Here is a 23564-nt window from a genome sequence, read left to right as displayed (position 1 = left end):
TGTTTACCCTAAATTTAAATCATTTTTGAAATCCGCTATTAACCCCTATCACTTTTGGCCAAAGACCTTTATAATAGGTAAGCGGAACTTATAGAAGGAAAAGGTGTTTTACATGAGTTTACTCACAGTTAAAGATTTGACTCACGGTTTCGGAGACCGTGCTATATTTGAAGACGTTTCATTTCGTTTATTAAAAGGAGAACATATTGGCCTTATTGGTGCCAATGGTGAAGGTAAGTCCTCCTTTATGAATATAATTACAGGTAAATTAGAACCTGACGCAGGAACAATCACCTGGTCCAAGCATGCTCGCATTGGCTATTTAGACCAGAACGCAGATTTAAGTGAAGGAATGACAATGCGTGATGTACTCAGGACGGCTTTTCAATATCTGTTTGATATGGAAGCAGAGATGAATGGACTTTTTGCCAAAATGGGTGAAGTTGGTACAGATGAGCTGGAAGAATTGCTTGAAGAAACCGGTCGACTTCAAGATTCTCTAACGAGTAACGATTTTTACATCATTGATGCCAAAGTTGAAGAAGTCGCCAATGGCCTTGGTCTAGATGAAATTGGTTTAGACCGCGGCGTTGATGAATTGAGTGGCGGCCAGCGGACTAAAGTTTTGCTTGCAAAGCTTCTCCTAGAAAAACCAGATATATTATTGCTTGATGAGCCGACGAATTTCCTAGACGTTGAGCATATCGAATGGCTAAGAAAGTACTTGCTGGAATATGACCATGCATTCATTTTAATTTCACATGACATTACATTTTTAAATAGTGTCGTTAACTTGATTTATCACATGGAAAATCAGCAGCTTACGCGTTATCCGGGAGATTACAATGAATTTCTTCGCGTGTATGAAATGAGAAAACAGCAGCTAGAATCTGCTTATAATAAGCAACAAAAAGAAATTTCCAGTTTAAAAACCTTTGTAGCGAAAAACAAAGCAAATGCAGCAACAAGTAAACTGGCAACATCACGGCAAAAGAAACTCGATAAGATGGATGTTATTGAGTTGGATTCTGAAAAACCAAAACCGAAGTTCCATTTTAAAGAAGCACGGACAGCTGGAAGATACTTGTTCGAAACAAATGAACTTGTCATTGGTTACGATGAACCTCTCTCAAGACCTCTTAGTCTGGAAATGGAACGTGGTCAGAAGTTAGCATTATCAGGAGCAAACGGAATCGGGAAAACAACCCTATTACGAAGTATTTTAGGAGAAATCACACCTGTTTCCGGCTCTGTCCAATTAGGAGATCATCTTCATATCGGGTATTTTGAACAAGAATTAAAAGAAACTACCGATAAAACATGTATCGATGAAATATGGGACGAATTCCCTCATTTCACACAACATGAAGTACGCAGCTCTCTAGCCAGATGCGGACTTACCAAAAAGCATATTGAAAGTAAAGTTCGTGTATTAAGTGGAGGCGAAAAGGCAAAAGTTCGTCTATGTAAATTAATTAATAAAGAGACTAACCTGCTTATACTCGACGAGCCCACAAATCACTTGGACGTTGATGCAAAAGCAGAGCTGAAACGTGCCTTGAAAGATTACAAAGGCAGTGTTCTATTGATCTCACACGAACCAGAATTTTACCAGGACATCGTCACAGACGTTTGGAATTGTGAAGACTGGACAACTAAAGTATTTTAATAAAGTAGAAGGACTACCCACTGATATAAGGGTAGTCCTTCTTTTTTACTGTTTAGGAAACTATAAAATTTAAGTGCTGTGGATAACTGGACTCCAGAATCAGCCACGTCCAGCTCCCGCGCCTTTGTTCTATCTGAAATGTTGCTACCTTCACGACCAGTTTAGAAAAATACACATAGGGGTAATTGTATAAACAGGAAGTGTAAAAGGAAAAATTAGTGGAAAACTTATAGCAAGTAGCGCCTAACCGAAAAGAAATCTCAGGCTTACAAAATATTCTTCATAAGAATGGAGTGGTTAAATTGGCATTACAAGCAATAACAGTAAGAGAGCTAGCTCAAAAAATTCTTGCAAATGAAAAAGTCTTCTTACTAGATATTCGAAAAGAAGAAGATTATAACGATTGGGCTATTCAAGGACGAAATGTTCAAAGTCTGAACATCCCATATAAACAGCTAGAAAATGGAGCTGAGGATGTAAAAGAGCAACTTCCAGAGGATCAAACGATTTACGTTGTTTGTGCAAAAGGAATCTCTTCTCAAAAAGGTGTCGAAGTGCTGGAAGATGCCGGAGTGAAAAATATCACCTATTTAAAGGGTGGTATGACAGCATGGAGTGAACATATGGAGCCAATGAAGATTGGCGACCTCTCTAATGGTGGAGAGCTTTATCAATTCCTTCGAATCGGAAAAGGCTGCCTTTCTTACATGGTCATTGCCGATGGTGAAGCGACAGTTATTGACGCTACAAGGATGACTGAAACATACAAAAACTTTGCCGAGGAAAAAAATGCAGCCATAAAATATGTTTTGGATACGCATCTTCATGCAGACCATATTTCAGGTGGAAAGACTTTAGCAAAACATACAAAAGCCCAATATTATTTCCCAACAAAAGATGATGAAGGCCTGACGTTTGATTATAATAAACTAGAAGATGGCACAAAGATCACAGTTGGTGATTCCATTGCAATTTCTTCCTTCTATTCTCCTGGACACACTATTGGTAGTACTAGTTTTATTGTAGACAATAAATACTTGATGACAGGGGATATCTTATTCATAGAATCCATTGGTCGTCCGGATTTGGCAGGAAAAGCAGAGGATTGGGTAGATGATTTACGAAAGACATTATATGACCGCTACCAAAGCTTATCACAAGATTTAATTGTGTTACCAGCTCATTTTGGAGCAATGGAAGAAATTAATGAGGATGGCACGGTTCAAGCAAAGCTAGAAGAACTATATCAGAAGAATGATCGCTTAAATGTAGAAAGTGAAAAAGAGTTCCGGCACCTTGTAACAGATAATTTACCACCACAGCCAAACAGCCATGAAGAAATTCGATACACTAACATGGGCAAAAAGAATCCAGATCATGATGAAAGGCGCGAAATGGAAGTTGGTCCAAATCGCTGCGCTATATAAAAATTATTAGAAAACTTGGCATTCGCCAAGCCTTAATGGCGAGTGCCTTCTTATGCAGTAAGGAAGTAGTTATTCTTTCTTATCTGCTAAAAAAGAGGGAAGCGGAATCTATTTTAGAAAACTGGCTTATCGCCGGTAAGAAAGTAGTTATACTTTCAAAACTTCCAAAAGATTTCCATTTCCCTCTTTTTTCAAGTCATGAAATTTGATTATGCAAGAGCAGCTTTAACAGCATAATTAGTATCATTTAAAGGAATAAGATCTGCCTTAAAGTCATTATTCCGTAGTATATCCATCATTTTAGTAGAAGAAATACGATGATTAAGAGGCGGACCTGATTTGGTTTCAATGGCCTCCCATTCAATAATCATGATTTCTCCACCAGGCTTTAAAATTCGTTTAATTTCATTAAGTGCATTTTTAATACTCTCAACTTCATGAATAACAAATGCCACCAAAACCTTGTTCACTGAATCATCTTTCAAATTAATGCCTTCTAAATCACTAACGATGTATTGAATATTTTCAATTTGTTGTTCATCTGCACGTTTTTCCAGCAATTTAAGCATTTGGGACTCGATATCGACAGCATAAACCACTTCATTTGTTCTTTCTGCTATTGGGATGGTAAAAAATCCATTACCAGCGCCAAGATCGGCAACTCTATCCCGTTCACGAATACCAATCTTATCAATGATTTTATTAGGTTTTAGACTTTCTTTTCTTTCCTCACTTAAGAGTTTATCTGCTTTATTCGGGTTAAATCGTTTATCTGACATCACTTGCATCTCCTTTACTACCAAAAGGTTTATACATTCATTATTCACGATACATGTATTGTTTAACCCAAGAGAAAAATGTTATTCCATTTTTGCCAATTCTTCTACCATCATTTCGTAATTCATTGCCCCCATCGCAATAAACTGTATACGACCATTTGAATCAATCATGTAGGAAGTTGGATATGCTCGAACTTGATAAGCATTAGCTACATCAGAATTTTCATCCATCAATATTGGGAATGTCAGCTCAAAGTCTTCTACAAATTCTGTGACATCTTCTTCACTATTTTCAGTTTCTGTTAAATTAACGGCTAAAATCTCTAAATCTTTATTTTCATAAAATTTTTGCATATCCGGCATTTCCTCTCTGCATGGAGGACACCATGTAGCCCAGAAATTTACTAAGACTCGTTCTCCTCTGAAGTCAGATAATTTTACTGTTTTTCCTTCAAGTGTTTTCAATTCAAAATCAGGGGCAATCTGTCCTTCTTCAAGCCCAACTTCATCAGAATTAACAACCTCTTCTTCCGCATTTTCCTCTTCATCCATCGGTGCTGAGATAGAATTTCCAGAGATATTACCATCTTCTTCTTGAACGGATGTATCATCATTTGCAATTGCAAAATCATAAACGGCCCACCCAATCATTCCTATTGCAAGTACGATAACAATCAATTTTTTCATTTGAATGCACCTCCTATTATCCTAATTTTGATAACCATGTTCCTTGTATTAAATCAAGTAGAAATCCTGTAATACGTGGCATTAGACCAAAAAATAAGACCAAGCCCATGATGATCATAATCACCCCGCCTACTTTCATAATCACTTGACTATGACGGACGATCCATTTTGTGGACCCAAGGAAGAAAGTTAGAATAATAAATGGTAACGCAAAGCCTATAACATACATAACAGTGTAGAATACACCTTGACCAGGGTTACTTGCAGCTAATAGCAGAATTGATCCAAAAATTGGACCTATACACGGCGTCCACCCAGCAGCGAACCCAAGACCAACAAAGAAAGTCCCCAAATATCCAGCCGGCTTTTTGGAATAATTAAAACGCCTTTCCTTCATTAATGCAGTTGGACTAATCCACCCTGCAATAAATAATCCCATTATAATAATGAAAACCCCTGCAATACGTTGAAGAAACAATCCAGAATCACCTAGTAGTAAATCTTGAATCCATTGACCCAAAAATGAAGCGCCTGCACCCAAGCTGATAAATACTAACGAAACCCCTAGTAAAAAGAAAGCAGAATGACTCAATAACTGACGACGTATTTTAGTGTTCTGATTTCCTTGTAACTCTTTAACACTTATCCCGGTGATATACGATAGATAAGCAGGAAAAATTGGTAAAACACAAGGTGACAAAAAAGATAGTGCTCCTGCTCCTATCGCTAAAAACATTCCTGCGATTAACATTGTGTCAGCTTCAATTCCCAGCATTAAAATCCCTCTTTCTGTGTTTAAGAATGTTTATTTAGAAAATTATAGTGAAACAACAATAAGTTAAGATCCAATAATATAATTGCTAGTTACGATTTAGATATAAGGAAATAAAAAAGTTAATCCTTCTATGTATGGTTTCACTTCATATTAGCATCTGAATCGCTTTGTCATGCTTATTTACCCAGCCGATACATGACGAATTTGAATCTTTCTAATCACAGATTACAATTTCTATGTGAAAGTTTGATGAAAGTAAGGATTTTTGATGCAATAAGTCTATGACAAAGTGGTGACAAAAGAATAATGACTCGTGAATAATGAATTAACCTGGAATAAGTTTAAGACGCGCGCAAAGTAAGCAATGTGAATCCTTATTCCGCTAGAGAGAGGAAGGCTGTTCCAAGAGGGAGGAAGCGGAACCTTTAAAATCAGTAGAGTATTGGGATTAAAAAAACATTTAGCGGAATGAGGTTCCGGCAAGTAAGCAAAGAATCTCATTCCGCTAAAAGAATTGTTTATTTTCTTTTTGAACGCATTCCTTTTAACAAAGAAATATTATTCGAATTAAGAAGTTCATTATATTTATAACTATTCACTTCAAACATCGCGATTTTCCCTTGACCGTCATAATGTATTCCCCATCCATATTTTTTTACTAATGGAGAAGCTCTGAAACAGGCTTTAGGTTTTGAAAAAAATTGCTTACGTAGTTCATCTAGATTAGTTAATCCGATTTGTTTCTTGATCAAATAAGTTTTAAATTGTACATCTTCTTGAGTATATTTGTAAGGATTATTTTTGATTAAATCATATTCGATGGAAGCGACAGTAGGCTTTCCGTTTCTTGGGAGAGGTATAATAGCAGAATCAACTGTTGAATCCTCAGAAATTATAATGAACGTGTCTTTATAACTAATAAAATAACCTCCTTAGTAGGATCAGAGTATGCTTTATTGATAATTAACAGTCATCCATTTTCAATTTCCTTTATTATTTTCGCAGGATTTCCACCTGTCACAACGTTATCTGGCACATCTTTTGTAACAACTGCGCCTGAAGCGACAACAACATTATCACCTATTTTAACTCCAGGATTTATAATAGCTCCTCCACCTATCCAGACATTGTGACCGATAATAACAGGTATTCCATATTCTAAACCTGATATTCTCTCATAGGCATTTAATGGATGTGTCGCTGTATATATATGTACACCCGGCGCAATAAAGCAGTTTTCACCTATTCGAATTTCACAGACATCCAACAATACACAGTTAAAGTTAGCATAAAAATTTTCGCCAACATGTATATTGTAACCATAATCACAACGAAACGTTGGCTCTATGTAAAATTTGTTTCCTGTTTTACCAAACAGCTCTTTTAATAATTCGGTTCTTCTGTTGTCATCCGTTTCAATTGATTCATTATATAACCTTGTTAACCTTCTGGCATTCAATCTTTCTCTTACTAATTCAGAATCATCGGGGTTATAAAGTTCGCCACTCAACATCTTCTCTTTTTCAGTTTTATTCATAATTGAGCTCCTTCTATCAAATTACGTCGTCTTTTTCCAATAAGTCTTTGTTCCGTTATTTGTTAAAATTGTTTTTCTTGGCACTTGAGTTAATAAAAGAACGACATTAAGTATATCCACTGAAGATGCCATAGCATTTAACAATATAAGAATTTTTATTGTAGGTGTTAAAATTCCGATTAGACTTAAAACAATTGGCAAAATGATTGAAATTAAAACGAATGGGGCAATAGTGACTACTATATATCTTGATTTTAATATTTCTTCTTCGGTTAGTACATAACCACCAAACGGTGTAAGTCCAATAAACGTTTTCTGAGATTTAATAAAGTTCGGTATGAACGTCAAATGAAGCAGTTCGTGTAAGATGATAAGTGAAAATATCCATATAATTACATCTAAATTGATTGTTATTGATATGGAATCTGATGACAACCCAAATTCGCTCAAGGTAATAGTTGAAAAGACATTTAATATACTAATGCTAATTATGGCATTTAAAAGCATGAAAGGAATAGATAATACTGTAGCAGCCCAAACACTCTTAGGTTCTTTCATGGGAATCCAGTCGTTATTGACTAGGTTTAAATGTAATTGTTCATCAGCCTCTGGCATTTTATTTTGTATTTTCATAAAGTCACCCCCCCTAACAACATTCAATTTCCATCAGCCAGCAATCCTGATGTACTCCCTCATGAAATTCACGCTTAGGGAGAACTTTAATTTTTTTAAAGCCACATTTTTCATAACACTTTATAGCTCTAACATTTCTTGTTTGAGGGTCCATTACTACTCGGTCCGCCTTTTTATCCTTGACTAAATAGGTAACCATAGACGAAACAAGTAACGTCCCGATTCCCTTATTCCAGTAGTCTACTTCGCCTATGAACTGGTCTATCCCGTAAATATTCTCCTCTTCATTATGATTGCCATAGATCTTTTTCGTTTCACCATCCAGTTGATAAAATTGAATATATCCAATTCTAGTTCCTTTAAACTCTACAATACATTTAACAGCATCATTTTCTGAGGTATAAAACTCTTTCTTAATTTTGTCTAAATCAAAAGGTTTATCCCGTCCCTCATAAAACTCAAGAACTTGTGGGTCGGAAAGCCACTTTGCTAATATATGTTTATCTTTTTCTTCTATTTCGCGAACTCTTAAGCTATCATTCTGAAATAACATAACATATAGCCCTTACTCACTATTGGCAAACGCCTAGTGGATTGCCATCTAAATCATAAAAAGTAAAATATTTAGTGTTTCCTTCTCCGCCAATGTCATTAACGTTGACATTCTTTTCACACAACAATTGATAGGTTTCTTCAATATCTCCATTAGAAATGAAATTATAATATTTACCTACACCAAAATTATTATCAGGAAACTTCATTGGCTGATAATCTAATGTTCTTACAAGACATATTACTGTTTGAGACGCTGCTGAAATATTCATAACAGCGGCTTCTTCTTCAATGTAGTTAAGTGTAAGGCCTAGTTTTTCTTCATACCATTTGGCTGATAATTTCGGGTCTTTTACTGGAATGAATACTCCCTCCATGCCTCCTAATAGTGGTTTAGTCATATAAATTAGCTCCTTTACATTAATTTTTAATAAGTTTACTTTTCTTTTTCGGACAGTAACTTATCTAGTTTTTCTTCTACTCTGCTTCATCGCTTGTTTCTTTTAAAAAACATAATAAATAATGAAACAATAACTAGAACAGTTTATGACAGCAAAAATAAATTATGGACAAGGATCATTCTTTCCTAATGAAAAGCCATCAAACAGACGTCCACCGTAAGGTAATAGCACAATGTCAACAAACTGGATTAGTTGCTTTTTTTCACCAGTTTTATAAAAATCATCAAATGCCTTAACAAAACGTTCTGCAAACTCAACATCATAATCTCTTAATGAACGTACAATCCATTTAGACGCACCAATCCACCTATGATTTGTCCTAAGTACAAATTCGCTTACCAATTCAGCAAGCGTATTGGCTATAAATATTCCTTCTGCTCTACTATCGCAACCGATAAAATCATCGAGTGTATCAGTAATAAAGTATCGTTTTGTCTCTATTGTTTCTGTTAACCATTGTTCTGGACCTTTAGCTATTAATTCATTTGCCTCGTTTTTTATGGCCTCGACTACCCCATTATCTTTTAAAACAATACCTTCTGATACCATTCTAGGCATGGAAGGTCTAGCTCTTTCATAGTCACTTTTAAAAAACGCTTTATAAGAGATTAGGTTATGAGCAAATATTTCTATTTTCCAGCCTAAATCAATTAGCGATTCTCTATATGAAGAACTGAAGTTATCATCAAATATTACAATGTCAAGATCTGATGTTTCTGTTGCTTCACCACGAACCACACTGCCAGCCAATAAACCTCCATCACAATTTGGAAATTGCATATTTATAAACGTCTGTGCCGCTTTAATTGGACTTAGCTTTTTTAGTTCTCCCATTGTCCACACCTCTTACATATACTCTAATTTCGAAAGTAACGAATTCCTAATTACGGCTAATTTAGTGAACGCCAATTATAACGTCATAATAGAATCCAAACTTACTTTTCTTCATACAAACACTAGGCACTGATTTTTCGGGACCGTCGCTCACTTCAGGGTTATGGATAACGTAACAATCACCATATGTTTTATCTTGAGAGTCATGTTCATTTTGTATATCAGCAGTAATAGCACTAATTGGATAGCCATTAAAAAAGATAGTACGACGAATGACTAATTGATTGGAAAAAGACATTGAAAAATATAGAACAAGAAATAAGACTATTAAGGAAGATATGATGATCAACTTTAAATTTTTGTTAAAGAGATGAACATCCCTCTACACGTCATAATTAAACTAATGTTTATTTTTTGGCTGAAAGAAAAATATGTTCAAGATAAGTAATAAGCAGAAGATAATCAGAACAAATGCTGGGAATAAAATTAAACCAGAGCCATCCGCACCAAAAATATAACTCAGGCGATTACCTACAAACACGGCAAAGGCAAATTCTACAGATAAGATGATGAAGACAACCAAAGTATTTATTAGAAAATATCTGGAGTATAGCAGACTAAGTAAAAGAATAAGTATTCCTGTAATTATTATTAAGGACAATTCTACATTACCGATTTTATGTTCCTCCCTTTACTGCTAGCTTATTAACAAAACTCTATTTTTCTTGCTGTTTAGGAAACTATAAAATATAAGTGCAGTGGATAACTGGACTCCCGAATCAGCCACGTCCAGCTCCAGCGCCTAGCGCCTAGTGGACTTCCCTCCCCGTGTCTACGATAAGTCAACATCGAATCGCTTACGCTCTTCGTGTATCCTTTATCTCCCACGGGTCAGTCCAGTCCATACGGCGCTGAACAGGCGCTTGCGCTTTTGTTACTTAAAAATATAGTAATTATCTCCTGCTGTTTCTGAAAGGACTTCATTTTCAAAATATAATCCTTCATCGTCATCAATTCCGTAACCAATTGGAGCATTCACTCTTGCTAACGCTGCCTTTAAATTTTCTTCTTCTTCCCATTTAGAGAAGTGAACACTTATTACACAATCTTTTATAAGTCCCAATCCGTTGAGGAAGAGATGCTCATTCCTGGAATTATCTATAGGTGGTATGACGCAATTCGAAGGACTAATTAAAGCTCCTGCTGAAAACCCTGCAACTGGGGCTCCATTTTCATACAGTTCTATGATATGTTGGCCTATTGGTGTATCAACTATATAGTCACGGTAAAGCTCCGTTTCTCCACCCGAAATAATTACTCCTGTACAAGAACTTAACTCCTCTAGAGTAGAATGATTGGTATTTGGCGAGAGCGGTAAATAAACAAATCTCTCTACATAATATTCTTCCAGTATACTAGTGTATATTTGCATATACTCTTCCCAGCCATCCCTCTCGATGAATAGGATAGCAACCTTACCTTTGTTACTAAGCGCAAGATCAGCAAACTTTTCGCCAAATTTTTTACTGAACGGTGGACTCCCACCAAATATAAATAGATGTCTATTTTTCAAAATTTCACTCCTTAAAGCAGAATTTGAAGTCACCTTGATTTTCAAGCATCAGCAAGTACAAGCCATCAGTACATTACCGTCAGGATCAACAAAGTTAAACCAGGCAAAGTCTTCTCCAATCCTTTCTATTTCCCTTACAATTTCCACATTATTATTTTCCATAAAATTGTATGCTTCATCAATGTCCTCCACAAGAAGGTTGCAAACTGGGTTAGGACTAGGTTTATGTATAAAATTTTTATCAAATTTATGGTCATCCAATGTTAACCCAGTTTTACCATCGATCGGAATGTTAAAAACGGGGGATTCTACACTATTCCAATCGTAATCAAATCCAAAAATATTGCTGTACCACTCCACTGATTTTTTTAGATCTTCAACATGAATGAATACTGTTCCAATCTGACTCTTTATAGGATTAGAATAATTTCCCATCAATTTCCTCCTTAACAACTCCTGCTTCTATATAACTTCTTACCAACATCCAACTATTGTCTTCATTTCTCTTGAATGTTTCAAAAAATAAATTTACGGTTTCCAGACTTTTCCCTTCAATAACTAAAGTAGCTGACATTATCGCCATCGTTTCATCATCGCGTAAAGGCAGAATTGAAATTTCATTTAATTCCCATTGGGCATCGTTTTCCTTCACGAAATTAAAGCCCTGCTCCCACCCATTTATTGCTTCTTCATAACCGAAATCTACTACTTCGCCGCCTGATATTTCTCTGGCTTTATAGTCATTTGAAATTATGTATTTAAGCTCTTCTAAAGATGATCTTTTCCAAATGTCTAAAAAGTTATCAAGAAACTTACGGAATGAATTATCCATTAAAAAACCTCCTAATAGCCTATAATTGAAACGCTTTTTTTATCATTTGAGCTACCTCTTCAGCACTCAAATTTGTGTTATTTATTTTTATATAATTCTCCATCTCGATTTCGCCTTCGTATGAATTTAATCTAAGCGTGTCTAAAGTGCTTAGTAAATCTTGTTCCGATTGTTCGACGTTTCTTTTCGTTGGCTTTTGATCAAGTCGATGGGGGGTTTTATTCCGTTTAAGCCTTTCTTCTACATCAGCTTCTAATTCAACGAAATAAATTTCACCTTCAGAACTAAAGATATTAGCCATCTTATCGACAGCATCCCAATCTTCCTTTTCATTAAAAGCCCATACAAAAGTAAATATTATGCCATACTTATCACTTTTTGAAAATGACTTGAATATTTCTTCTCGAAACAGGTTTGATAGTCTCCACATTTCCGGCGTAAATCCGTAAAATGGTTCAAGAAGATCAATCGTCATATGATTATGTAATAGCTTTAAGTCCGTAATTTTTGCCAGTTCCTGTCCAACAGTCATTTTACCCACTGCTTGCGCTCCAAAGATTAGAACAAATTTCATAAGGTTACTCCCCCTCTTACTACTAAATTGACCAGTAAATTTCTTTATCTTCCGTTCTGATTTGTTCAAATCCTGTCTTTTCCAGAACGCGGATAGACGGAATATTACTTTCTGAGCAACTGGCTGTGATTTTGTTTACATTCTGTTGCTGTAATCCCCAGTTCACCATAGCAATTGTCATTTCTGTCGCATATCCTTCACCTTGATAACTGGGAACAATGCTATATCCCAAGTCCATTTCTCCTTTTTCATTCGGTCCACCCTTAAATCCCATGTCACCCATAATCGTATTATCTTTCTTATGAATGATAATACCTTCCCATTCATTTTCTTCTGGGTACTGTGTAAACCGATCTATTTTATAGGAAAGCAATTGTTTATAATCCTCCAACGGATATTCGTCAGCCGCTTTATAGTCTGTTATTTTTCCCAATTGATTTTGACCAATCAAAGTCGCCTTCATCATCTCAACTGTAAATGTAACTAGGGTTAGTCTGTCAGTATTTATGTACGGCAATTGTTAACATTCCTTTTCTATTATTATTATTCTAGAATTTTCCTCTTATTTTCAGGCTGCTTCAACCAGTAACGAACACCTTTTCCAGCATGTGTCTCATCATTATACCTTGGTATCACGTGAAAATGACTATGAAATATAAACTGACCTGATACTTCGCCGACATTCCATCCGAGTGTGTATCCATCAGGAGAATATTCCGATTCAAGATACTTAGTTGCAGCTTGTAAAAGTTCATATGTATCATTCCACTCTTCTTTTGTTAATTCTAACGCATTAGCATGGTGCTTTTTTGGGACTATGAGACCGCAGCCTTCGAATACATTCTGTTCCCTATTGCGCTGTAAAAAATAGCACGTCTCATTTTCAAATATCATATTCTGCTCATCATCATCCATTGGATTGCAAAACGGACAATTTTTATCGTAAGCCATAGCTGCCTCCTTAATTATTAATATCTGAAGAACTATCAGTCTTGAACAAAACCTAATTCGTTACCATCTAAGTCAGTAATCGTGAATTTTCGGGTACCATACGGTGTTGAAAACAATTCTTCAATGACATTAACGTTATCTTTTAGTTCTATCCATAATTGTTCAACATTGTTTGTATTAAAATTAAGTCTGCCGAGAGATGGGTAGTTTTCATGTTCCATTATAGCGAAGGTTGCTCCATTATCCGCTTCAAAATGCGCGTAATTAGGTTTTTCAGGTGGCCATGTTGCAACTACTTTAAACCCAAGTGTAGACTTATACCAATCAATTGCTTCGTCTAAATCTTTAACATTGGCTCTGACATGTGCTAGTTTTGTTTTCATTAATCTCCCTCCTCCTCTATTCATACCATGCTTTCTTTGGTCTATTTTCTGGATACCCAATCTTTGTACGATAATCCTTTCTTTCTTTTGTAAAATCAAACCATTTCTTACTACTGCTTGGATCATTCGCAAAGTATACAACACAGCGAATTTGATCTTCGACACAAGGATCCGTCCATACACCTAATCGTTGTTCCAATTCATCCAATAGCTCAGCACCATTTTGATCTTTTAATTCTTTTAAGGAATAAATGTCTAAGCGGTGTACTAGTTTCTCAGCTAGTTCATAACCAATAGAAGGCACTTTCTGAAATTCAGCCAATGCTTTAACAGTTCGCGCTCTATCATCTGAAATACCTAAAATTTGCGCTAATTCTTCTCCACTATACGTATGTACTTCACTTATCTTTATTTTTGCTCTTCTAAGTTGGACTTTTTCATTTTGAGTTAGTTCCAATTTTGGATTAAAGCTCAATAACTTTTCTCCTTTCTATAAGATTCATCAAATTAGATTTCGACAAAATAATTGAATAACCTTCCTTCCTGAATAAAATCTCCCAGATTATTAGGGAACTTGGCCTTCGTTAAACCTTTATGGCGGTGAAAGAGTAAAGTATTATGCTTTCTTAACTGCTTAAAAAAAGACCCTTGCCGATAGTAGCGGTTTCAGCAGGAGGCAGAAAATCGCATACGAGTTAAGGGTACAGAATTTACAAACGAGGGATTGCAGGGAATAGAGGAATGAGGATCCGGCAGGCTAAGCAATGTGGATCCTCATTCCGTTAAATGGAAGAAAACTGTTCCAAAAGGGATAAATCGGATCCTGGTTCCGCTAAAGGTACAAAATCAATGGATTATGTGGGTTAATAAGACAAATAACGGAACGAGGATCCAGGTTCTGAACCCCTTAAGCTTTTTCTCCCAAAAATGACCCCCTACTCACTTAGCAGGAATTTCTGTGTTTACAAGGTATTAGTGCTTTGTAATGCTTCTTCAATTCCACTCATTATATCAAATGCCCCATCTGACTTATTAGAACAAACAACAACCTTAACTGATGAGTCAGGATAATAGGCAGAATGAAAGCTGACACCAGGGTCATAGCCCATCACATGGTACTTAATGACATTGTTTTCCGCCCGTTTTTTAATCCATGTTCCATAACCATAGAAGCTACTTTCATTGACTTGTGCATGAGCTGATAAAAGCTTTTTTGTGTTCGATTCATTTAATAGTTGATAATTCAGAAGCGCTTCCCATAGCTTAGTCATATCATCAACCGTCACATATGCGCCACCATCTGAACCACCTTTTACAGGCAGGGAATAAATATTTGTTTTCCAGGTTCCATCAGGGTTATCGATATAGCCTAAGGCAGTGTTTGATGGTAGAGAATCAAAGGAAAAATATCCTGAGTTCTTCATGTTAGCTTTACTGAAAATGTATTTCTGAACATATTCAGAGAATTCCAATTTACTAGCCTGTTCCACTATCAATCCTAGCAAAATATAACCCGCATTATTGTAATGAAATTTTTCTCCTGCTGGAAATTTCATTGACTCATTTTGAAATAACGGCAAAAAATCGCTTAACTTACGTATGTGATACATAGGATTTTTAACCCACAACTCCTCAAAATTCTCCATTACTTCCTCATCAAAATAGTCCGGTATTCCCGAAGTATGGGTCAGTATATGGTGGACTGTAACTTTATCATCGAAATGCTTAAAGTCTATAGCAAGACAATCGCTTAACTTAGATTTAAATGAAAGTTTACCTTCTTCGACTAGTTGACAAATCGCTATTGCAGTAAAGAGCTTACATCCAGATGCTATACCAAAGCGAGTCATGGAGTTATTTTCTAATTGATCAGATCGATTAGCGAACCCATAGCTTTCATCAACTAAAACCTTATCCTTGTCCTTAACATATACCGCTCCTGAGAAATCAACCTTACTTTGAATATCTGAGATTACCTTTTTTAAATTTAAATTTATGTTCATAGCTATTCCTCCAAAATTACGTATATTTTTAATGTTATTACTAGTTAAGAATAGGAATCGCTTGAACATAACAAATAATATCAAACTGTATTCCTAATTATACGAATATTATCATTGCTAAAACCTCCAATTTTTTATTGAATTAAAGCATAGCATAATTGAAAGCTAACATAACCTCTTCCATTAATTTATTGGCTTACAAATGGAAAAATATTAACCTTCAATAACACCTAAATACGGTATCTTCTTACCCTTAATCACCGCAATTAATATTGGTCCATTTTCCTTTGCGGGGTTATATATTTTTGTTCCTACCGGCAGCTTTGATGCTGTACCACTTTCAAATTCCTTTGGAGTTGTCGATTGCTTTGTAATTTCAAAGTATTCATCACCTAAACTTAATTCCAGTTCATTAACCCAGCTAACGTTTTCAGCGTTTATATAAACAACATCAATTGTCGCAAAGATATCAGCATCCTTGTTAGCAGCTAATAACTGTTCAGCATCAGGATTTCCTATGTCATTTCCGTCTGTACTTTCATCCGAATCACTATTACATCCCACCATTAAAACTGGGATGCTTAATAGTAATAAAGCTAGCAACAATCTCCTCATAAAATCCCTCTCTCAACAGAGTCTCTCACAATCTATCAATTCAAATCCTTCTCATAAACAACATTACCACTCTCATCTATTCCTCTTAGCGAAAGCCTTCTATATTCATGTTTCTGCTCATTCCAATGAAATAAGAACATGCGATGATTCTCTAATTCATATGAAAACGTTCGAATTTGATCTTCACTAACTTTTTCTGCTCGGTCATATCCTTCCACAACGTCTAACTCAACCTCGGCAATTTCTGGATTTGTTACTATCCCATAAAATCTCATTAGCATATAATCTTCTTTAATCGTTGAGCCTGCCCATGAATGGGTTATGTCCTGATCCTGTTTAATTTCATCACCTCCGACTCCACTACCAGGGCGCCAGAAGATTCCGGCATGCCTCACAACCATATTCGCTGAAAACCAATCTTTATATTTTCCAAGATAAATATGAACATCTCCAAGGTCGATATCTTCTACAACTTTGGATGGTCCATAGTAATAGGTTCGCTCAGACTGCTCATGTGCTTTTATGGGAGAAAGATGATAGTAGTTTAGATACGGAGATTCACTAACTATGAGGAAAATCAAAAGAGCAGCGAGAATCCATTCGGTGATTGCCTTTTTGTTAATTTTTGTCATATTAATGATCCTCCTGGTTTAACGAAAACTCCGTTTGGAAAGATTTATCGTACCATCTAAAATCAGCTATAATCGTATCGACATCATCTTTTAAAGGCTTATATGTATGTATTATAAATTCTCCCCATGATTGACCGGACGATGAACCGCTGCTAGCGTTATAGCTGTTTCCTTTCCCATCCATTAAATCGATGGCCCCACTCGGAAAAGACCAACCTGATTCCTCCGTATGTACTTCATATATTAATGTTGTTTCATCATCTGAAAGTATAAGATGTTTAAATCTAATTTCATCCTGACCTATTGTTACTTCTTCGTCCAGGTCAATCATTTTTGCATCTCCACTATCTACCTGCTTTTGAATATCTTTTGGGATGTCACGATCAAACGTCGATGCTGTTAACATGATAATATCAGGAATAAGAATAATTAGTGCAATAACGATAAATAGACGTCGAATCCATTTCATCATTTGACCTCCTTCACAGCCATTTAACTGTCCATAATCTTAACAAAATAATATACTAGCTTTTATCACTGAAAAAAATAATCTCAGACCGTACCTCCTGATCGATTTCAAGGATTCCAAATGAATAATATGGGAGTGTCCGTTTATCCGTTGGCGATCCAGGATTGAATAATAGCGTCTTCTTAAAGTACTTCAGCATTGGAATATGCGAATGGCCATAAATGATGACATCCATAGCCTCACCTTCAAAGGCTTCAATAGCCCGCTTTTCTGTTGACTTTTTATCCCCATGCCCGTGGGTTACTCCGATTTTATGTCCGGCCACGTCAATTATTTCCTTGAGAGCAAAGTTTTCTTTTATATCGTCACCATCGACATTTCCATAAACACCTTCCACCTCTGCATACTTAGTGAGCATGCTGTGAACCTCCATCGATTTCCAATCGCCAGCATGAATAATCAATTCAGCACTTTCTAATTCTTTAATAAGCCGGGATGGCAGCTGTTTACCTTTTCCGGGCATATGCGTATCCGCTACTACAATAATTTTCATTTACAGATCTCCATTCTAAAGATTATATACGACAAATTGTACATAAATCTGCACCATCACATATAAAGCAATTGCATACTTCAGATTAAACTTAATTCCATTTTTATAACCGCTTAATCCATTCGTACCACTCAATATAATAACTGGCATAATTAACGGTGAAAGAAGTATCGAAATAGCACTTCCGGAAGTTATCGACAGGACAACCAATTCTGGCGGATAAGGAAGTGAGATACTTTCCAATATCCCTGCAACTAAAACCATTACGGTCAATGGACCAAGCCCCATAAATCCAAGAATTATAACGATAAACGGAAGGAAATATAACATATTAAAGAATGGTATAATTTCCTGCAGGTTATAGATCATTTCGATAAAATTCGCCCCAAGACCGGTTTGATTTATCCCCAATATCATTACGCCAGCAGCCAGCATTATACTGAATTGATACCCCTGGCTAACAAGCCCCTCTCTATAATATTCAGTTGTTTGCCTAAACAGTTTGATCGGGCTTTTTTTAATCATGAAATAAATACTGGTCCATACAATAATAACCAGTGGAATAAGTACCATCAGCGGGATTGAAAGAACTTCATATAATATAAAAATTGAGCCAAATAATGTTATGAACAGAAAAGTGAATTCTAAAGAATTACGAATTTGCTGTTTTCTATTAGAAGAATGGCTGACTACCTTATCAATTTCTGTTTTTATCTCAGATGTTAAATTCACACCATAACGTTTCTCATCGAAATATGAAAAAATCACAGCCATCGCAATGGCGCAAACCGTCACCACGAATCCTTGCAAAATGGTTACCCATAACGAAGCGTTCAACGCCTCGACAGCAAAAGTGAAACTTGGGATGCTGATTATCCATAACGTTGACAGTGCAAAAGCACGCAAAAGTGCTGTCCCTTTAAAATTTTCCCATGCTTCGCCCTGTTGATTTTTCAGAATGTCATCAACGAATCGATACATAAGCGGGATTGACCCAAATAATAAAAAATATGAAATAATATGAGTGAAGAAGATCATTCCAAAGTAAAATTTACGACTTGTATCAAGCATTCTGTGTGCTAAACCAATGATTTCTTCAATATATGGCTCTTCTCGTAATACCCAGCCAATCATTGGCACAATAATTAATAGTCCAATAATACTGCTCATTTGTAGTAGACCATTCTGTATATTTTCAAAGAACGAATCTCCGGCAAGCGTAATGGTGATTAAGCCTGTCAGAAAAAGAAATAGTGGTAATTTAAATTGTTTTAATGTCAGATTTATCCCTGCAAACACCAATATTAGAAGTCCGCTTAATGCCTGCAAATCAGCCAATAATTCGCTGTCCACAAAAAACGTGACAAAGTGTAATATGCCATACAAGAAAATTGATAGCCTTAGTATTCTCGACAAATACATGTTGATTAACTCCTTAGTTTACTCCTGACATTAATAATGACAGACAACTAATTGATTGTATAGATAAGCTTTTTAATAATGGCTGTATTCAAAAAGATTGATGTTGATTAGAAACTTGGCACTCTTCAAGACTTGTGGTGGATATCATAGTTACACTTATCCAGGATGAAAGTTGGTTTAATTTCATAACTGCGTGAAATACTGTGACACAATGCGGAAAAATACTTTACCGCGTTCTCATAACTCAGATGAAGACATGTTTCATGATAAGTGTTCTCATAACAACGATGAAGACACGTTTCATGCTATTTGGAAAGCGTTCGCGTTCTCGTAACCTCGATGAAGACACTTTTCATGCTATTTGAACAGCGTTCGCGTTCTCATAACCTCGATGAGTGACTGTTTCACGCTATTTGAGCAGAAATTTTCCATGGTGAACGCCCCAGCCTTCTTGCGAGCAAAATGTACTCAGTACGTGGGATCTTCAGACTGTTCCTTCGACGAACAGGACGTTCTTGTATCGGCGATGAAATTGTGCCTGCCTTAATAAAAAAAGTAACTGCCCTCATTTAATGATAAGCAATTACTTTTTCATTTAGCACTTTATTTGATTGCCTTGCTAACTTTTAACTTCTTCCCTTTAATTGTCGTATTCTCCATGGCTTGCAGAACAACTGAACCTTTGCCATTAAGAATATCAACATATGATAAACTATCCTTAATTGTTATAATCCCGATGTCATCTGCTGATACACCAGGAATTTTAGCTATTGTTCCAACGAAATCTACCGCACGAATCTTCTTCTTTTTGCCACCGTTAAAGTGAAGCTTCATGATATCTTTGTTGATTCGTTCTGTTTTATTATTTTTAACAATCCGGCGACCACTAAGTTTCTCATCAAAAGTGGCTTGTGTGCTTGCAACTTCCTGACGGTTAGGTGCCTCTATTACAGGTATCTCAAATCCAATGTATCTTTCAATAGAATTAAGTTTTTTTCCTTCATTAGGATTTGCAAACGTAATCGCTTTTCCTTTATTACCGACACGACCTGTTCTTCCTGTTCGATGAACGTAGCTCTCTTTTTCCATTGGGACATCATAGTTAATCACAAGCGTCACATTGTCGATATCGATTCCCCTAGCAGCTACATCAGTTGCCACAAGATATCGGAATTCGCCCGTTTTGAATCCTTCCATTACTGCAAATCGATCGTCTTGTTCTAACCCACCATGAAGTCTTTGACAGGGATAATTGGCCTGATCTAATTCAGTAAAGACAATATCAACGTGTTCTTTTGTTCTGCAAAAAATGATGCAGCTATCTGGGTTCTCAACAACCGTTACATCTTTTAGCAGTGAAATTTTTTCTTCATTTTTCACTTCAATTAGTTTATGCTGAATAGTACTCGTTGTTATACCGGTATCTTCAATATCAATATGGGTAGGATTCTTCATATATTTATAGCAAAGATTCTCAACATCTTTTGGCAATGTAGCTGAAAACACCATCGTCGCTCTATTTGCAGGAAGTTCTTTTATAATCGATTCTACTTCGTTAATAAAACCCATATTTAGCATTTCATCTGCTTCATCTATTATGAGGTAATTTATTTGATCTAAAGCAAGTGTCCCTCTTTCGATATGATCCATTACTCGTCCGGGTGTACCAACCACTACATGTGTTTTTTGTTTCAATTCCTCTTTTTGTCTGGCAAAAGGTTCTTTTCCATAAACCGCTGCAGCTTTGATCCGTTTGAACCTTCCTATGTTTGTTACGTCTTCGCGAACCTGCACTGCAAGTTCCCTGGTTGGTGTAAGAATAATGGCTTGTGGATTTTTTTCTTCCCATTCAATCATTTGGCAAATAGGTATACCAAAGGATGCGGTTTTACCAGTGCCTGTTTGTGATTTCACGACAAGATCTTCATTTTCCATTGCTCTTGGTATTACTTCACGTTGGACTTCAGTAGGATTTTCGTATTTAAGAACATCTAGCGCTCGTTTAATTGTGTCACTTAAATTATAATCCTCAAAATTACGTTTACTCATGTACTAACCCTCGTTTTTTCGTATTATCCGACTTATATATAGGATTCTCTAAGGAGAGCTATCATATTCAAAATCTGACTATGTTCATTATACACGCTTATTGCTATTATTTCTTTAATTTGTTATAATTAGTTGGTTTTAATAATATTTAGGGGGAACTTTTTTGTCAATTGAAGTAGGCAGCAAGGTACAAGGTAAAGTAACAGGCATCACCAATTTTGGAGCATTTGTAGAAATTCCTGGAGGTACAACAGGTCTCGTGCATATTAGTGAGGTAGCGGATAGCTATGTAAAAGATGTTCACGACCACCTCACAGTAGGAGACCAAATTGAAGTAAAAGTGATTAGTGAGAAGGACGGAAAAACTGCCTTGTCCATCAAAAAAGCAATAGATAAACCCGAAGGACAAACCTCATCTTACTCTAAGCGCCCATCACGCCAGGGAAGTAACAGAAATTCCGGTCCAAAAGGAAATTTCAAATCAAAAGATAATTTTGAAGATAAAATGGCTCGTTTTTTAAAGAGTAGTGAAGAAAATTTATATACACTAAAACGCAGTACCGAATCAAAACGAGGTGGCAGAGGCGGAAGACGCGGATAATCTGCTGTGATTTATAGATAAAAGCAAGTCTGTTTTAACAGGCTTGCTTTCTTTATTGTACTAAAATGGGAGGATTTTTTGACCCTCCAGTTATTCTAAGTGTTCTTGCAACACGTTAGATGTTTCGGCTAACTTTTCTTCCTCAATCTCCACATAATAAGTTTCATCAATCATTTTTTCATTATAACCTTCTCTCAAATCAATAATTTCAACTGATGTGGAATCACTATCGAGTATGTTGAATTGATCTTTGGTCATGTTCGTTTCGCTTTGTTTCACAAGTTCTTTGATTTTGGAAATTGATAAATTTTCCTTTACTTCGTGCATGAAGTTATTCCTATTGGTGTCATTTTTAGTGAGGCCTAATGATTTGGCAAGGTTTTCTGCTGGAATAGTCGCATAATAATTAATAGGAATGTCAAATAACTGAGAAACTGTTGCCATTACTGTTTTAGGTCCTGCACCATATGCCCCTGCGTGTAATAATTTATCCTTTTTAATTGTTTCGCCTTGCGCATCCAGTATTGAGACATACGTATCACGTGGGACAGGTACAACCTTCATACTCTCATCATCGCTATTGTAAGCTAGTAGTATGTTTAAACTAGTTCTACTTCTTGGTTCTTCTCCCATCAGTAAAACAGAAAAAGAGTTATTATTTTGCTGTGATGCTAATTGGTTATCACCATTTTCATCCCCAGAATAGATAATGGGTAATAACACACCTATGGATAATATAATAACTAGAAAAGTTGCTGTTACTGGTCCAATCGATTGAAAAAGGCCTTTGAAATTGCTTTTCCTATTATGCTTCTTTTGGATTTTGGTTATAGTTTCCTCCCGATCCTGTTTCGTAAAGTTCAGTTCTTCGTCATCCAAGTAGGCAAACAGTTCTTTAACGAACTTCTTATTCTTCATAAATACTTGCCTCCTCCATCATTATTTTAAGTTTTTGCTTTCCTCTTCTAAGCCTTGTCTTTACAGTACTTATGTTAAGACCAGTAACTTCCACTATTTCGTCCATAATTAGGGACTTATAGTAATAAAGAAAAATGACTTCACGATAACTTTTGGGAAGAGAAAAAATAAGTTGCCTAATTTCCTGATTTTCAGATTCCTTGATTACTTTATCCTCAGCTGACGGCAAGATTGATTTTGCAGTTTCTTGTACAAAGCTTTTTGCTTGAACCTTTCGATGATGCCAACTTCTTAAGTAATCCTTTGATTCATTAATAGTAATACGGTATAGCCATGTTTTTAGCGATGATTCATTACGAAAATCATCCAGATTTTTATAACACTTAATGAAGCTGTTTTGAACAACATCCTTAGCGGTTTCTTTATCTTTTACATAGTTGAATGCCAGTCGTACCAAGTCATTTCCATACTCAACCATAATTTCCTCTAGTATGATTTCATTTCTGTTTTCATCCATAATCCCCGCTTCTCCAATCTGCCTCTGTAATTCGAACATTTGACGGATGCCAATTTAAAATAGTTTCAGGATGGTGATTAATGATATAACTTTCGTACATATTAAGGATAAAGGAAAA

The 23564-nt window shown here is 36.0% G+C and carries 29 protein-coding genes; 3 read left to right on the top strand and 26 right to left on the bottom strand.

Annotated features, from left to right (window positions below):
* Positions 1-112: 112 nt before the first annotated feature.
* A complete protein-coding gene (locus BLS02_RS12500; RefSeq protein WP_092493375.1) occupies positions 113-1669 on the top strand; it encodes an ABC-F family ATP-binding cassette domain-containing protein in 1557 nt (518 codons plus the stop codon).
* Positions 1670-1971: 302 nt separating this feature from the next.
* A complete protein-coding gene (locus BLS02_RS12495; RefSeq protein WP_092493374.1) occupies positions 1972-3096 on the top strand; it encodes an MBL fold metallo-hydrolase in 1125 nt (374 codons plus the stop codon).
* 209 nt (positions 3097-3305) lie between these two features.
* Here BLS02_RS12495 and BLS02_RS12490 read toward each other — a convergent pair whose 3' ends face one another.
* The 24 genes from BLS02_RS12490 to BLS02_RS12375 form a co-directional block, all read right to left on the bottom strand.
* The gene (locus tag BLS02_RS12490; protein WP_254788769.1) at positions 3306-3875 is read right to left on the bottom strand and encodes a class I SAM-dependent methyltransferase; all 570 of its coding nucleotides are present in this window, start codon (positions 3873-3875) and stop codon (positions 3306-3308) included.
* 81 nt (positions 3876-3956) lie between these two features.
* Entirely contained in the window at positions 3957-4562 is a 606-nt protein-coding gene (locus BLS02_RS12485) for a peroxiredoxin family protein (RefSeq protein WP_092493372.1), read from the bottom strand.
* Positions 4563-4578: 16 nt separating this feature from the next.
* Positions 4579-5337: a cytochrome c biogenesis CcdA family protein gene (locus BLS02_RS12480; RefSeq protein WP_092493371.1), complete on the bottom strand. Its 759-nt coding sequence runs from the start codon at positions 5335-5337 to the stop codon at positions 4579-4581.
* A gap of 518 nt (positions 5338-5855) precedes the next feature.
* Positions 5856-6257: a DUF6157 family protein gene (locus BLS02_RS19205; RefSeq protein ID WP_092493370.1), complete on the bottom strand. Its 402-nt coding sequence runs from the start codon at positions 6255-6257 to the stop codon at positions 5856-5858.
* Positions 6258-6307: 50 nt separating this feature from the next.
* Entirely contained in the window at positions 6308-6874 is a 567-nt protein-coding gene (locus tag BLS02_RS12470) for a maltose acetyltransferase domain-containing protein (RefSeq protein ID WP_092493369.1), read from the bottom strand.
* A gap of 21 nt (positions 6875-6895) precedes the next feature.
* Positions 6896-7507 carry a DUF3267 domain-containing protein gene (locus tag BLS02_RS12465; protein WP_092493368.1) on the bottom strand — a complete coding sequence of 204 codons (612 nt, stop codon included), beginning with the start codon at positions 7505-7507 and terminating at the stop codon, positions 6896-6898.
* A 13-nt stretch (positions 7508-7520) separates the two neighbouring features.
* The gene (locus BLS02_RS12460) at positions 7521-8060 is read right to left on the bottom strand and encodes a GNAT family N-acetyltransferase (protein ID WP_092493367.1); all 540 of its coding nucleotides are present in this window, start codon (positions 8058-8060) and stop codon (positions 7521-7523) included.
* 19 nt (positions 8061-8079) lie between these two features.
* Positions 8080-8460 carry a VOC family protein gene (locus BLS02_RS12455; protein WP_092493366.1) on the bottom strand — a complete coding sequence of 127 codons (381 nt, stop codon included), beginning with the start codon at positions 8458-8460 and terminating at the stop codon, positions 8080-8082.
* Positions 8461-8622: 162 nt separating this feature from the next.
* Complete coding sequence (locus BLS02_RS12450; protein ID WP_092493365.1) at positions 8623-9354, bottom strand: nucleotidyltransferase domain-containing protein; 732 nt, start codon at positions 9352-9354, stop codon at positions 8623-8625.
* A 934-nt stretch (positions 9355-10288) separates the two neighbouring features.
* On the bottom strand, positions 10289-10927 hold the full coding sequence (locus BLS02_RS12445) for a Type 1 glutamine amidotransferase-like domain-containing protein (protein WP_092493364.1): 639 nt from the start codon (positions 10925-10927) through the stop codon (positions 10289-10291).
* Positions 10928-10975: 48 nt separating this feature from the next.
* Entirely contained in the window at positions 10976-11362 is a 387-nt protein-coding gene (locus BLS02_RS12440) for a VOC family protein (RefSeq protein WP_092493363.1), read from the bottom strand.
* Positions 11346-11759, bottom strand: a complete 414-nt coding sequence (locus BLS02_RS12435) for a flavoprotein (RefSeq protein ID WP_092493362.1) — start codon at positions 11757-11759, stop codon at positions 11346-11348. The genes BLS02_RS12440 and BLS02_RS12435 overlap by 17 nt, the downstream gene beginning before the upstream one ends.
* 19 nt (positions 11760-11778) lie before the next feature.
* A complete protein-coding gene (locus BLS02_RS12430; RefSeq protein ID WP_092493361.1) occupies positions 11779-12333 on the bottom strand; it encodes an AAA family ATPase in 555 nt (184 codons plus the stop codon).
* A gap of 22 nt (positions 12334-12355) precedes the next feature.
* Positions 12356-12850, bottom strand: a complete 495-nt coding sequence (locus tag BLS02_RS12425) for a GNAT family N-acetyltransferase (RefSeq protein WP_092493360.1) — start codon at positions 12848-12850, stop codon at positions 12356-12358.
* 26 nt (positions 12851-12876) lie between these two features.
* A complete protein-coding gene (locus tag BLS02_RS12420) occupies positions 12877-13284 on the bottom strand; it encodes an HIT family protein (protein ID WP_092493359.1) in 408 nt (135 codons plus the stop codon).
* A gap of 35 nt (positions 13285-13319) precedes the next feature.
* Positions 13320-13667 carry a VOC family protein gene (locus tag BLS02_RS12415; RefSeq protein WP_175476847.1) on the bottom strand — a complete coding sequence of 116 codons (348 nt, stop codon included), beginning with the start codon at positions 13665-13667 and terminating at the stop codon, positions 13320-13322.
* 16 nt (positions 13668-13683) lie between these two features.
* Entirely contained in the window at positions 13684-14142 is a 459-nt protein-coding gene (locus BLS02_RS12410) for a helix-hairpin-helix domain-containing protein (RefSeq protein WP_092493357.1), read from the bottom strand.
* Positions 14143-14629: 487 nt separating this feature from the next.
* The gene (locus BLS02_RS12405) at positions 14630-15670 is read right to left on the bottom strand and encodes a serine hydrolase domain-containing protein (protein ID WP_175559491.1); all 1041 of its coding nucleotides are present in this window, start codon (positions 15668-15670) and stop codon (positions 14630-14632) included.
* A gap of 213 nt (positions 15671-15883) precedes the next feature.
* On the bottom strand, positions 15884-16285 hold the full coding sequence (locus tag BLS02_RS12400) for a hypothetical protein (protein ID WP_139180795.1): 402 nt from the start codon (positions 16283-16285) through the stop codon (positions 15884-15886).
* Positions 16286-16320: 35 nt separating this feature from the next.
* On the bottom strand, positions 16321-16917 hold the full coding sequence (locus BLS02_RS12395; RefSeq protein WP_092493355.1) for a DUF5044 domain-containing protein: 597 nt from the start codon (positions 16915-16917) through the stop codon (positions 16321-16323).
* Position 16918: 1 nt separating this feature from the next.
* On the bottom strand, positions 16919-17389 hold the full coding sequence (locus tag BLS02_RS12390) for a hypothetical protein (protein ID WP_139180794.1): 471 nt from the start codon (positions 17387-17389) through the stop codon (positions 16919-16921).
* A 52-nt stretch (positions 17390-17441) separates the two neighbouring features.
* A complete protein-coding gene (locus BLS02_RS12385) occupies positions 17442-17939 on the bottom strand; it encodes a metallophosphoesterase family protein (protein ID WP_092493353.1) in 498 nt (165 codons plus the stop codon).
* Positions 17940-17954: 15 nt separating this feature from the next.
* Positions 17955-19361: a hypothetical protein gene (locus tag BLS02_RS12380; RefSeq protein ID WP_092493352.1), complete on the bottom strand. Its 1407-nt coding sequence runs from the start codon at positions 19359-19361 to the stop codon at positions 17955-17957.
* Positions 19362-19964: 603 nt separating this feature from the next.
* A complete protein-coding gene (locus BLS02_RS12375) occupies positions 19965-21410 on the bottom strand; it encodes a DEAD/DEAH box helicase (protein WP_092493351.1) in 1446 nt (481 codons plus the stop codon).
* Between the two features lie 163 nt (positions 21411-21573).
* On the opposite strand from BLS02_RS12375, the gene BLS02_RS12370 reads away from it, so the two are divergent.
* Entirely contained in the window at positions 21574-22011 is a 438-nt protein-coding gene (locus BLS02_RS12370) for a S1 domain-containing RNA-binding protein (RefSeq protein WP_092493350.1), read from the top strand.
* 90 nt (positions 22012-22101) lie between these two features.
* On the opposite strand, the gene BLS02_RS12365 is transcribed toward BLS02_RS12370, so the two are convergent.
* The gene (locus tag BLS02_RS12365) at positions 22102-22929 is read right to left on the bottom strand and encodes an LCP family protein (protein ID WP_092493349.1); all 828 of its coding nucleotides are present in this window, start codon (positions 22927-22929) and stop codon (positions 22102-22104) included.
* Complete coding sequence (locus tag BLS02_RS12360) at positions 22919-23446, bottom strand: sigma-70 family RNA polymerase sigma factor (protein ID WP_092493348.1); 528 nt, start codon at positions 23444-23446, stop codon at positions 22919-22921. Before BLS02_RS12360 ends, BLS02_RS12365 begins: the two co-directional genes overlap by 11 nt.
* Positions 23447-23564: the final 118 nt, after the last annotated feature.

Origin of the sequence: Virgibacillus salinus, assembly GCF_900102415.1 — a bacterium.
In the GTDB taxonomy this organism is placed as follows: Bacteria; Bacillota; Bacilli; order Bacillales; family Amphibacillaceae; genus Lentibacillus; species Lentibacillus subterraneus.
Note: the sequence above shows the minus strand (reverse complement) of the source record. Positions and strands in the feature narration are given on the sequence as shown.